Source organism: Pseudoalteromonas sp. SK18, from assembly GCF_001974855.1.
GTDB lineage: Bacteria > Pseudomonadota > Gammaproteobacteria > Enterobacterales > Alteromonadaceae > Pseudoalteromonas.
Map to the genome: position 1 here is coordinate 43,411 of NZ_MTQB01000012.1, position 12,720 is coordinate 56,130.

Sequence of the window (12,720 nt, forward strand, 5' to 3'; positions counted from 1 at the left end):
GATAAGCATGGGATGGTTTAGTAATTCAAAACAGTCTGAATCAAGCAATGATTTGATCATAAATGCATTGCATAAATCATTAGCAATAATTGAGTTTGAACCTAGCGGAAAAATTATTACTGCGAATGCAAATTTTCTTCGCGTAATGGACTACTCACTTGCTGAGGTTCAAGGTCAGCACCATTCTTTATTTGTTAGCCCTAGCGAAGCGCAAAGTAATGAATACCGTCAATTTTGGCAGCGACTGAGCGCGGGTGAGTTTATTTCAGATGAATTTAAGCGGTTTGGCAAAAATGCTAAAGAAGTGTGGATACAAGCCACCTATAACCCTGTTTTAGATTCACAGGGTCAAGTGATTAAAGTGATTAAATTTGCCACTGAGATCACATTGCAAAAATTAAAGGCGGCAGAAGCTGCTGGACAAGTTGCGGCAATAAATAAATCGCAAGCGGTAATCGAGTTTGACTTAGATGGCACAGTACTAAATGCCAACGATAACTTTTTAGCCACATTTGGCTACCACCTTAATGAAATACAAGGTAAACATCATCGTTTATTTGTTGCAGCTGAATATGCAAATAGTGCAGATTATCAGGCTTTTTGGGCCAAACTGGGACGGGGTGAATACGACCGAGGTGAGTACTTGTGCTTTGATAAACAAGGCCGTGAAATTTGGATTAATGCTTCTTATAACCCCATTTATGATATGGACGGAAGATTAATAAAAATCATTAAATATGCAACTGATATTAGCGAACAAAAAGAACTTGAAAGAGCCTCTAAAAAAACAGCTGACTTAGCCAACGCCCTAAAAGTATGCCAAGCAAATGTGATGATGGCTGATAATGACTTAAACATCATCTTTGCCAATGACCGTGTTAAGCAAATGCTAAAAGCACGCGAAAGAGATTTGCAATCGGTACTACCCAACTTTGCTGTAAGTGACTTAATTGGCACATGTGTTGATGATTTTCATCAACACCCTGCGCATCAGCGCGAGCTATTAAAAAAATTAGATGCGCCTCATAAAGCGACACTCAAATTAGCTGGTCTTATTTTTAATTTAATTGCTTCGCCATGGTTTAACGAAGAAGGAGAGCGTTTAGGAACGATTGTTGAGTGGCAAGATATTACTGATGAAGTATTTAAGGCCGATGCAGAGCGTGCCAGAGCAGAAGAAAACCTTCGTGTTCGTCGCGCGTTAGACACTGTAGCAACAAACACCATGATTGCAGATGCATCGAATGTGATTGTGTACATGAATGACGCGGTGAAAAATATGATGAGTATTGCACAAAATGATATACGCATTGATTTACCTAACTTTGACAGCAAAAATTTGATTAATCAAAACATTGATATATTTCATAAAAACCCAGCCCATCAGCAAAATATGTTAGCAAAGCTAACGAACACTTACAGTACTGAAATTAAAGTGGGCGGCAGAACCTTTGGTTTAGTTGCTAACCCAATTATTACCCCAGACGATGAGCGAATTGGGACTGTAGTTGAATGGGAAGACAGAACGGCAGAGGTGGCAATAGAAAAAGAGATTGCTCAGTTGGTCAGCGCCGCAAGTAAAGGGGAATTAAATAGCCGAGTGGTTGAGCAAGGAAAAGATGGCTTCTTCCTGCGTTTAGCTCAGGGCCTTAATAGTTTAGTTAAAGTGGTTGATGACGCCGTAGCAGATACTGGAACTATGCTTGATGCAATGGCCAATGGGGATTTATCAAAACGGATTGAAAAACAGTATTACGGCTCGTTTGATAAACTTAAAAAAGATGCAAATGCGACGGCAGACAAGCTAACTGAGGTCATTAATCGCATTAATACATCGGCTACACTGGTGGCCAGTGGGGCTGAAGAAATTTCACAAGGCAATGCCGATTTAAGCCAGCGTACAGAAGAGCAGGCGTCATCATTAGAAGAAACAGCTTCTAGTATGGAAGAGATGACCAGTACGGTTCGTCAAAATGCTGATAATGCCAAGGTGGCTAATGACTTAGCTGAAGAAACCTGTGATAAAGCAATTCAAGGTGGCGAGGTTGTTAATAAGGCCGTAACCAGTATGTCGGCTATTAACGAATCGAGTAAAAAAATTGCTGACATTATTGGTGTAATAGACGAAATAGCATTCCAAACAAACCTATTAGCACTTAATGCTGCTGTAGAAGCTGCAAGAGCGGGTGAGCAAGGCCGAGGCTTTGCCGTTGTTGCAGGTGAAGTGCGTAACTTAGCTCAGCGCTCAGCTGGTGCCGCTAAAGAAATTAAAGAGTTAATTAGAGATAGTGTTGGCAAAGTTGCTGATGGGAGTGCACTTGTGAATGAGTCAGGTGTCACTTTACAAGAGATTGTGGTGTCGGTGAAACGCGTAACACAAATGATAGCTGATATAACTCAGGCCTCGGAAGAGCAAAGCGCCGGGATTGAGCAAGTAAATAAAGCCGTATCGCAAATGGATGAAATGACTCAACAAAATGCTGCATTAGTTGAAGAGGCATCGGCTGCAGGTGAGTCTATGGCAGAGCAGGCTAATGAAATGCGCCGTTTACTGCACTTCTTCTCACTAGGGCAGCAAGATATGGCGGTTGTATCGCCTACCATCCGGACTCCTGAAATAACGCATAAGCAACAAAATAGCTTCGTTAATAATAAAAGCAAAGGTGAAAACTTTGTAGACTCAGCTGAAGAGTGGGAGGAGTTTTAACTCTACTTTAGATAGATTCACACAATGAAGTAAGTGTGAATCTATTTTTATATTTATTTGAGAGCACATAATGAAAGAGTTTTTATTAACGGATAGCGATTTTAAGGAAGTGGCTCATTTAGTGTATAACGCCTGTGGTATTGTGCTTGGAGAGCATAAGCGAGAAATGGTTTACTCACGATTAGCAAGGCGAATTCGTGAGCGTAAATTAACAAACTTTTCTAGTTACCTAGATTACTTAAAAAATCATAAGGATCAGGAGTTTGATGCATTTATTAATGCCATTACCACCAACTTAACCTCTTTTTTTCGTGAAATTCATCATTTTGAGTTTATAAAAGAGCAGTTCATTCCTGCGATGCTAAAAGCAAATAAGCATAATAAACGCGTGCGTATTTGGTCTGCAGGCTGCTCTACCGGTGAAGAACCCTATAGTTTAGCAATGACGTTACAAGGGGCTTTTCCAAGTGATTGGGATGTGAAAATTTTAGCTACTGATCTTGATTCTAATGTACTGGCTAAAGCGCAGAGCGGTATTTATACCGCGGCAAATGTGAATGGCCTTGATGATGCCTTGCTCAAGCGCTGGTTTTTAACTAGCAAAGACGGGCAAAGTTATAAGGTTAAACCTAAACTACAACAGTGTATTTCATTTAAGCGTTTAAACTTACTCCAAGATTGGCCGATGAAGGGCCCATTTGATTTGATCTTGTGCAGAAATGTAGTGATTTACTTTGACAAAGAGACAAAGGATCAGCTTTTTAACCGTTATGCCGATATTTTAAATAACCAAGGTTATTTATTTTTAGGGCATTCAGAAACCATGGGAAAAGAGCATGTCTTATTTAAAAACTTAGGGAAAACCATGTATCAAAAAGTAGCCCATGCAAACACAATTTAAGCCGGTATTAGCGGGATTTGAGCATATTAAACGCTATTGGGATGCCACGCGAGAGCGTGTGGTCGCTAAGGTATTGCCAGGTGAATTTTATGTTTCTAAAAACGATGAGCTGATCACCACCGTGCTCGGGTCGTGCATTGCTGCTTGTGTTTACGACGATAAGCTTGGCATAGGAGGTATTAACCACTTTATACTACCTATTCAAAAGGGTGAGCGAATTGACCAAGCACATAGTTTAAGTTGTCGTTATGGTAACTGGGCCATGGAATATTTAATTAATGAAGTGCTTAAAAATGGCGCTTCTCGGGCAAACTTAAAAGTAAAATTGTTTGGGGGAGGCAAAATAATTAGCGCAATGACAGATATAGGTATTGGCAATATTAGTTTTGCCAATGCGTATGTTGCAGAAGAGGCGCTAAACCTAGTGGCGCATGATATGGGTGGCCCCTGGCCGCGCAAAATATTTTTTAATCCCCATAATGGAAAAGTACAGGTTAAAAAGCTAAGAAACTTACACAATAACACCATTGAAAAACGTGAAGTGCGTTACTTACATAATCTTGAACAGCAAACTCAAGCCACTGATATAGAACTTTTTTAAGGATGGCTATGATTAGAGTATTAATAATTGATGACTCGGCACTGATCAGGCAATTACTGACAGAGATACTGCAACAGGCAAAAGACATTGTGGTAGTGGGTTGTGCACAAGACCCATACGAAGCCAGAGAAATGATTAAAAAACACAATCCGGACGTGTTAACACTAGATGTTGAAATGCCAAAAATGGACGGTATTAGTTTTTTAAAAAACTTAATGCGCTTACGCCCCATGCCAGTAGTGATGATTTCCACTCTGACTCAAAAAGGTTCCCCTATCACCCTTGAAGCGCTTGAATTGGGGGCGGTTGATTTTATTGCAAAGCCAACGGTTAACGTTAAACAACAAATGAGTCAATATGCTGACACAGTGCAGCAAAAAGTCAGGGTGGCGGCTAGTGCTCGGGTTCGAGGCTACAAAAAAACCAGTGCTGTAGCAGAACCTATCCCCACCCATGCCGAATTTTTAGTAAATAAAGTGATTGCAATCGGTGCATCAACAGGGGGAACCGAGGCGATAAAAGAAGTGCTGATACGTATGCCCAAAAATTGCCCACCCATTGTAATAACGCAGCATATTCCTCCCGTATTTAGCACCTCATTTGCAGAGCGAATGCAGCGCACTTGTACTATTAACGTAAAAGAAGCACAGCAAGGCGATAAACTGGTAGCAGGTTGCGCTTATATAGCTCCGGGTGGCTTACATTTACGAATTAGTAAACAAGGTAGTGCTTTGTATTGTCAGCTTGATGATGGAGAGGCTGTTAATAGACATAAACCCGCAGTGGATGTTTTATTTAACTCATTACTTGAAATAGGTGCAAAGCATATTGTTGCCACACTATTGACCGGCATGGGAAGTGATGGTGCGAAAGGGTTACTCGCATTAAAGCAACAAGGTGCATACACGCTTGCGCAAGATGAGTTTTCGTCAGTGGTATGGGGCATGCCTAAAGCTGCTATTGATATGGGGGCGGCAAATGAAGTGGTACCGCTGGAGAAAATGACCCAGCGGTTATTAAATCAAGTAATGAAAAGGTAAAACTTAGTTGATCACCCAAGGTTGTGAAAACCAATAATAACTGCCGGCTTGTTTTATTGATGGAGCCGTGCAGTTAAAGCGAGAGCGGCCTTTATTAAGCTGTTTTGGCGATGTTATCTCAACCGTACTATCGTCTAACCAATTTAAATTAGCTTGGCCAACGCTTGATACATAACAGGCAAATTGACTCTTATGAAAGTCATCTGTTTCAAGCTTTATAGTGAGTGTCGGTGGATTTTTTGAAGTGACACTATCTTCATAGGTTAGCTTATTAATGGTAAAGGCAGTTGAATTTATCTTGGTAATTAACGTCCCTAGTTTGCTATAAAAACCAGATGCGGGGAAGCGCGGTAAGCGGCTAAAGTTAGAGTGTTGATTAACGGCTCCTGAGTGCTGGCCAATACCAACAAAACCTAGCTCAGTAACGAGTGCTTGTAGTTGATTGTTAAACTCTCCGTATGGGTAAGCAACGTATTTATAGTCGTGACCTATTTCCTCTTTAATACGCTGTTGTGAACTAAGAATGTCTTTTTTTGTGCGTTCGCGCCATTGGCTTTGCGTTTCATTTTCAAGTTTTTTATGTAGGTAGTTATGCTCGGCACTATGATTAGCAATAACTGCTCCTTTTTTTGCAAGCTCCCTGAGCTTATCCCACCCCATCAAATAGCTCGCTTGCTCATCAATGAGTTTTGGGTTTACGAAAATAGTGTACGGGTAGCCAAATTCCTCAAGGATAGGGGCGGCTTGGTCGTAATTATTGTTGTAACCATCATCAAAGGTAATCGCGATTGTTTTGTCCTCTAAAGCCTTACCTTGTTGCAATGCACTGATCAGCTCATTTAATGGAATAACGTTAAAGTTATGCTCTTTTAAATAATTTAAGTGTTTAGTAAAGGTGTTGGCACTCACGCTGGTAACAGCGGGAAGGGTTTCACTGACGTGATGATACTGTAGAATAACAGCTGCTTGCGCGCGTATAGAACCACAAATCAGGAATAATAATACTAAATGAAACAATTTCTTATACATAATAAGGCACACCATAAAAGCTTGTTGTTGTTAGCCGGTCCGATGATATTATCAAATATTACCGTCCCGTTGTTAGGAATTGTTGATACGGCTGTGATTGGTCACTTGGGGAGCGCGCATTATTTAGCCGGTATTGCTTTGGGTTCAACTGTGATCTCTATTTTATTTTGGCTCGCTGGATTTTTAAGAATGAGCACCACTGGGCTGGTGGCGCAGGCTTATGGTCAAAATGATTTAACCCAACTCGTAGCCTTACTTAAGCGCAGTTTATTGTTAGCCACTTCGGTTGCCTTACTCCTTATTTTGCTATCACCCCTTATAAAACATGCCATCGCGTATTTATCAGCTGCCAATAGCGATGTGCTCAATGAAGCCTATAGGTATTTTAGTATTCGTATTTTTAGCGCCCCTGCAGCGCTATGCAACTTAGTTTTACTAGGCTGGATGTTAGGTGTTCATTATGGCCGAGGGCCATTTTATTTACTGTTAGTGACTAACATTACCAATATTATGCTCGATATTTATTTTGTAGTGTACCTTGATTGGGCGGTTGCAGGGGCTGCGTGGGCATCACTTATCGCTGACTACATTGCACTTGTGTTTGCTTTATTGCTGGTGGCTCAACTTGCTAAAAAGCATGGTATGAGTTTGGCTGTAGCAAATTGGTTTAGTTTAGAAAAAATGGCAGGACTACTGAGCTTAAACCGCGATATTTTTATTCGTTCTTTAGTACTGCAATTATGTTTTAGCTTTATGACCTTTTATGCTGCTCGCCTCGGTGAAACCACACTGGCCGCCAATGCTGTTTTACTCAACTTTTTAATGTTAGTTAGCTTTGCACTTGATGGAATAGCCTATGCAAGTGAGGCCAAAGTAGGTCAAGCTAAAGGTCAAAAAAGTGTTGAAAAGATAAGGCTTTGGGTAAAAATAAGTGTATTTTGGGGTATGTTATTTGGCGTTTTGTATAGTGTGTTTTTTATAGTATTTGGCAGCAGCATTATTAAGCTATTAACTAATGTACCAGAGGTTATTGACGAGGCCATTCACTATTTACCTTGGGTAATAGCATTGCCTATTTTAGCTATGAGCTGCTTTTTGTTCGATGGTATTTTTGTTGGTCTGACACGCGCTAAAGCGATGCGAAACAGTATGTTGCTTTCAGCGATTGTAGGCTTTTTCGGGGTGTTTTGGCTATTTCAGGACTGGCAAAATAATGGGTTATGGTTAGCCATGAGTTGTTTTATGCTTATGCGAGGCGTAACGCTTATTGTTAAATATCAACAATTAAAAGCTAATAATCAATTACTTAATTAAGCGAATTAATATAAACCGTTACTTCCACAGATCGGGGTCATTATTTTTGGAAGGGATATTTTTTAATACTTGAGAAAAGCGGTTAGCAAAAATGCCCGCATAGCCCCAAAAGGCAAAAAATAAAGCGGGGACTAAAATTACTAAGCCAATAACTTGCAAACTATAATGGCTGTAATAGCCTACAGCGATAAATATCACGGCTAGCACAAATAGTGCTAGCCCGCGAAAAAAGCGCTTTAAACTCAACTTAGGGTCGCTCCCTAAGCGGTAAATAAGTGGCTTTAGCATAATGAATTAATGCTTAGTAGTAAGAATGCTCGCCTGCTTCATGATCGGTAATGTCAGACACACCGGTGATTTCATCAAACTTAGCAATCATCTCTTTTTCAATGCCTTCTTTTAGTGTGACATCGATCATAGAACATCCATTACAACCACCACCAAACTGAAGTACAGCAACACCTGCTGCAGTGATCTCTACCAAGCTAACTTGGCCGCCATGGTTGGCAAGTTGTGGGTTTACTTCGGTTTCTAGCATGTGTTGCACACGCTCATTCAAGCTGGCATCTTCACCTAGTTTACGTGCTTTAGCATTAGGTGCTTTAAGTGTTAATTGAGTACCCATTTTGTCGGTAACAAAATCAATTTCAGCTTCGGCTAAAAAAGGCGCGCTTTCAGCATCAACAACCGCATCAAAGCCGTTAAAATTTAGGCGAATATCGCTCTCTTCTACCGCGTCTTCTGGACAATAAGAAACACCACATTCAGCTTGTGATGTACCAGGGTTAACAACAAACACACGAATATTCGTTTGTTGAGATTGATCTGCTAATAGCTTAGCAAAATGCGCTTGCGCTGTTTCGGAAATAGAAATCATAATACCGTCTATACTTGACTAAATTACTCGGATACTGCATATCATACTCCGCTCATCGTGTTGCGGCTAGTGTTGAACGTAAAAAGTTGGCATCTATTTTAAGCAATGGTAGCGTGCAATTAACAAACATTTTTAGAGTGATTTATATGCGCTTCATATTAACAATAATGGTGGTACTGGCCAGTTTTTCAAGTATGGCAAAGCCCCTATCTTATTATTTTGAGCAACAGGTTGAATTTGATTCCACCATACCAACACCACAAGAGGTACTGGGTTATCAAGTGGGTGAGTGGCATGTAAGGCATGACCAACTTGTTCGCTACATGGAAATTTTAGCTCAAAAAAGCGATCGAATTAATTTTGAAGTAATAGGCCGAACTCACGAACAGCGCCCGTTAGTTATGCTTACGATTACAGCGGCTAACAAATTAAAAAATATAGAAAAAACTCGCCAAGCACATTTAGCTCGCCTAAATAATTCAAACAATAAAACAGCAGAGCAGCCCAGTGTCGTGTGGATGGGTTACAGTGTTCATGGTAACGAATCATCAGGTAGTAATGCAGCGTTACTAGTCGCTTATTATTTAGCTGCAGCGCAAGGCGATGAAATAAATGAGCTACTTAACAATACGGTTATTTTACTCGACCCGTCGCTTAACCCAGATGGACTAGCACGTTTTGCAAATTGGGCTAATAGTAATCGCGGTATGAACTTATCGTCAGATCCGCAAACCCGAGAGCATGTAGAGAGCTGGCCAAGCAGCCGTACAAACCATTATTGGTTTGATTTAAACCGTGATTGGTTGTTGTTACAGCACCCAGAGTCGCGGGCTCGGATTGCTAAGTTTCATTATTGGAAACCTAATATTTTAACTGACTTTCATGAAATGGGGCCAAATAGTAGCTACTTTTTTCAACCGGGTATCCCAAGTCGTAAACACCCAATTACGCCTGAAGAAAATGTGAGCCTTACCAAAGCGATTGCAAATTATCATGCTAAAACATTAGATGAAAACAACGCGCTATACTTTACAGAAGAAAGCTTTGATGACTTTTATTATGGTAAAGGCTCTACCTACCCCGATGTAAACGGGGGTGTGGGTATTTTATTTGAACAAGCAAGTTCTCGTGGCCATATTCAAGAAACGATCAATGGTCCGCTAACGTTTGCGTTTACAATTAAAAACCAACTTTTAACGAGCTTATCAACGTTTAAAGCGGCGATTGATAACCGCCAAGCTTTGCTTGAGTATCAAGCGAACTTTTATAACAAAGCGGTTGAGCTTGCCAAAGATGAAGACTATCAAGGCTATATTGTTCAAGCAGCTGAAGATCACACCCGCACTAACGATTTTTTAAGCATACTTAAACAACATCAAATTAATGCCTACCCAGTGAAAGAAGGGCTGAAAGCTGAGGGTAAAAACTTTACCGCTGATAGTTATTTTGTGCCGCTTGCGCAACCACAATATCGATTAGTTAAAGCTATTTTTAGTGAGCAACAAAACTTTGCCGATAACACCTTTTACGATGTGTCGGGTTGGACATTAGCGCATGCGTTTAATTTACCATTTGCTAAAGTAAACAGCCGTTGGGGGTTAGAGATAGAAAAAACAGCTTGGCAAAAAGCAAAGCAGCCAGAGTTAGCGCCACTGACTAAAAATTACGCCTATGGATTCGCATGGGATGACATGCAGGCCCCGAAAATGCTCAATAGTCTGTTACAGCAAGGCATTAAAGCACGTGTTGCACTAAAACCATTAACTGCAGTATCAACCAACGCAGAAGTAAACTTTGACGCCGGTAGTATTATCATTCCTGCTGGGCTTCAAACTGATACTGACTGGGTGGCAAAGCTAAATCAAGCACAAAGCCAGTTTGGGATTGAACTTAAACCAATTACTACTGGCTTAACCAGTAAAGGTGCTGATTTAGGGTCGCGCTCTATGGCTGTGGTTTCTGCACCTAAGGTGTTACTTGTTGGCGGTAAAGGCGTGAGCCAATATGAAGCGGGTGAAGTGTGGTACTACCTAGATCGTTTTGTAGGTGTAGCGCCAACCATTGTTGAAATGAATCGTTTAGCGTCTTTAGAGCTCAGTAATTACAGCCATATTGTGTTGGCGCATGGCGATTATTCGACGTTATCTGATGCCGATAAAGTGGCAATTAAAAGTTGGGTGAGAAAAGGCGGTGTTATTTGGGGACATAAAGGCGGGGCGAAGTTTTTAGCCGATCAGCAACTATTAAAAGCAAGCTACTTATCGCGTAAAGATGTGGCTGGGGCATTTGATACTCAAGGTTTAAAATATGCAGACAAAGACCACTTAGCGGGTCGCCAGCGTATTGCCGGTGCGATATTTAATACCAAGGTAGATACAACTCACCCTCTGACATTTTCATTTAAGCGTGACACACTACCTGTATTTAAAAATAGCACCTGGCTATTGGAAGCCTCGCAAGCACCGTTTGTAAATATACTTACCTACACACAGCAGCCGCTCCTTGCTGGTTTTACCGATGCAGTAAATGTAGAGCAAGTGGCCGGTGGAGCTGCGTTAATGGCGCATTCTTATGGGCGAGGTAGTGTTATTGCGATGACTGACAACCCTGTATTTAGAGGGTACTGGTATGGCACCAGCCGATTGTTAAGTAATGCTTTATTTTTCGGCCACACCTTTCGCGTGAGTGGAAACTAACACGCCCTAAAGTGGTGTTAAACACGTAGTGAATGCCCATACGTGTTTAGCGCCCGCTTCTTTTAACGATAATGTAGCCGCATTAAGAGTTGCTCCTGTGGTCATAATATCATCGATAATTACTACCGTTTTTCCCTCTAAATTAATCGTGCATGAAAAAGCCTGCTGTAAATTTTTGACCCTTTTAGCTTTGCTTAATTGTGATTGTGCCGAAGTGTGTTTATGGCGAAGTAACGCATTATTTAACACCTTATTTGACGCCAAACAGGGTTGCCATACTTGGGTTACCTGATTAAATCCACGCGTTAAAAAGCGCGCTTTATGTAAAGGTAAAATAATAAATGCATCAACAGCTATAGGGTGTTTAGTCATAAAAACAGTAAGTTGCTTTTTTATGACTTGCTGCAGTGCTTTTTTATAATGGATTTGATTATTAAATTTAAGTTGTTTTAACCATAAATCAAAAGGGGGCTGGTAAAAGGCACATGCAAACAGCTTTTCAAAGCTGCAGTTAGGAAACATTTCTACAATATCAGGGCGGTAAAATAAATTGTCATGCTCGGCCAAATCTAGCATTGGCAAGTCATTTAAACAAAATTGACAAAGCCCCATTGAGCTGTGGATCTGACTTTGACACAACACACAGTAAGAGGGAAATAGCCAATCACCTAGGCTGAGTTTCATTCGCTGATGATCCTCATTACAAACTCCTTTTAAAGCGCTATCATAGATCTTAAGTTTGGTTAAGGTTAGGTAAATATGCAAAATGAATGTGTGTTGTTACATGGTTGGGGAATGAACCAAGGTGTGTGGCAGTTAATAAAACCAGAATTAGAATTTTTATATTCAGGTAAAGTGCGCTGTTTAGATTTACCCGGTTATGGTGACAGTAGCGCCTCTTTAAGTCCTTATACATTACATGATGCTGCAAAGCGGGTGAGTGAGCAGCTAAAACCGCAATCGGTACTAATGGGATGGTCTTTGGGTGGATTGTTTGCCATTTATATTGCCAAACATTGGCCAGAAAAAGTATCAAAAGTTATTTTAGTTGCCTCAACCCCCTTTTTTGCAGAGCAATTGCCATGGGCTGGCATTAAGCCTAAAGTATTAACACAGTTTAAAGAGCAGTTATTGCAAGAGCGTTCAAAAACGATAGAGCGTTTTTTGGCCATTCAGGCAATGGGCAGTGAGTCTGCTCGAGATGATATAAAACAGCTAAAGCAGTTATTGAGTCAGTCATCGCCCCCGAATAACGAGGCCTTAAGTGCAGGACTAGACATACTGCAAAATGAAGATTTACGCGAATTATTTGCTCAATGCCCAGTTCCTATTCGCGGCATTTTTGGGCGCTTAGACTCTCTCGTTCCTTATCGGGCCATTAAGAAAATGGTGGCACTTAATGCTGACTTTGAGTACGAAGTGTTAGACAAAGCATCGCATGCGCCTTTTATTTCTCATAAAAGTGAATTTTTATCTGCCGTTAAATCAATGCTTTGAAGCAAAGCCATGATTACTGCGGTTTAAAGCTTTATTTTGCGTGATTTTTGAGCGATAA

General features: G+C 40.7%; 11 protein-coding genes. 7 read left to right on the forward strand and 4 right to left on the reverse strand.

The window, feature by feature from the left end; genetic code table 11:
* Positions 1-7: 7 nt before the first annotated feature.
* The 4 genes from BW139_RS10510 (at position 8) to BW139_RS10525 (ending at position 5,249) form a co-directional block, all read left to right on the forward strand.
* On the forward strand, positions 8-2,707 hold the full coding sequence (locus BW139_RS10510; RefSeq protein WP_076919608.1) for a methyl-accepting chemotaxis protein: 2,700 nt from the start codon (positions 8-10) through the stop codon (positions 2,705-2,707).
* A gap of 70 nt (positions 2,708-2,777) precedes the next feature.
* Positions 2,778-3,608, forward strand: coding sequence for a protein-glutamate O-methyltransferase CheR (locus tag BW139_RS10515; protein WP_010392403.1), 831 nt, complete (start codon positions 2,778-2,780; stop codon positions 3,606-3,608).
* The gene (cheD, locus tag BW139_RS10520) at positions 3,592-4,209 is read left to right on the forward strand and encodes a chemoreceptor glutamine deamidase CheD (protein ID WP_076919609.1); all 618 of its coding nucleotides are present in this window, start codon (positions 3,592-3,594) and stop codon (positions 4,207-4,209) included. The genes BW139_RS10515 and cheD overlap by 17 nt, the downstream gene beginning before the upstream one ends.
* A gap of 8 nt (positions 4,210-4,217) precedes the next feature.
* Positions 4,218-5,249, forward strand: a complete 1,032-nt coding sequence (locus tag BW139_RS10525) for a chemotaxis response regulator protein-glutamate methylesterase (protein WP_076919610.1) — start codon at positions 4,218-4,220, stop codon at positions 5,247-5,249.
* Positions 5,250-5,252: 3 nt separating this feature from the next.
* Here BW139_RS10525 and BW139_RS10530 read toward each other — a convergent pair whose 3' ends face one another.
* Positions 5,253-6,278 (reverse strand): polysaccharide deacetylase family protein, encoded by a 1,026-nt coding sequence (locus BW139_RS10530; RefSeq protein WP_076919611.1) that lies wholly within the window; start codon positions 6,276-6,278, stop codon positions 5,253-5,255.
* Here BW139_RS10530 and BW139_RS10535 point away from each other — a divergent pair.
* Entirely contained in the window at positions 6,258-7,592 is a 1,335-nt protein-coding gene (locus BW139_RS10535) for an MATE family efflux transporter (protein WP_254844966.1), read from the forward strand. The genes BW139_RS10530 and BW139_RS10535 overlap by 21 nt on opposite strands.
* A gap of 18 nt (positions 7,593-7,610) precedes the next feature.
* On the opposite strand, the gene BW139_RS10540 is transcribed toward BW139_RS10535, so the two are convergent.
* Together BW139_RS10540 and nfuA are read right to left on the reverse strand one after the other, a co-directional pair.
* On the reverse strand, positions 7,611-7,880 hold the full coding sequence (locus tag BW139_RS10540; protein ID WP_008112890.1) for a hypothetical protein: 270 nt from the start codon (positions 7,878-7,880) through the stop codon (positions 7,611-7,613).
* A gap of 13 nt (positions 7,881-7,893) precedes the next feature.
* A complete protein-coding gene (gene nfuA / locus BW139_RS10545; RefSeq protein WP_008465569.1) occupies positions 7,894-8,469 on the reverse strand; it encodes a Fe-S biogenesis protein NfuA in 576 nt (191 codons plus the stop codon).
* A 146-nt stretch (positions 8,470-8,615) separates the two neighbouring features.
* Between nfuA and BW139_RS10550 the strand changes: the two genes are divergently transcribed.
* The gene (locus BW139_RS10550) at positions 8,616-11,165 is read left to right on the forward strand and encodes a M14 metallopeptidase family protein (RefSeq protein ID WP_175611410.1); all 2,550 of its coding nucleotides are present in this window, start codon (positions 8,616-8,618) and stop codon (positions 11,163-11,165) included.
* Positions 11,166-11,171: 6 nt separating this feature from the next.
* Here the strand turns inward: BW139_RS10550 and BW139_RS10555 are convergent, their stop codons facing one another.
* Positions 11,172-11,849, reverse strand: coding sequence for a ComF family protein (locus BW139_RS10555; protein WP_076919612.1), 678 nt, complete (start codon positions 11,847-11,849; stop codon positions 11,172-11,174).
* A gap of 75 nt (positions 11,850-11,924) precedes the next feature.
* Between BW139_RS10555 and bioH the strand changes: the two genes are divergently transcribed.
* Positions 11,925-12,662 carry a pimeloyl-ACP methyl ester esterase BioH gene (gene bioH / locus BW139_RS10560; RefSeq protein WP_008112881.1) on the forward strand — a complete coding sequence of 246 codons (738 nt, stop codon included), beginning with the start codon at positions 11,925-11,927 and terminating at the stop codon, positions 12,660-12,662.
* Positions 12,663-12,720 lie beyond the last annotated feature (58 nt).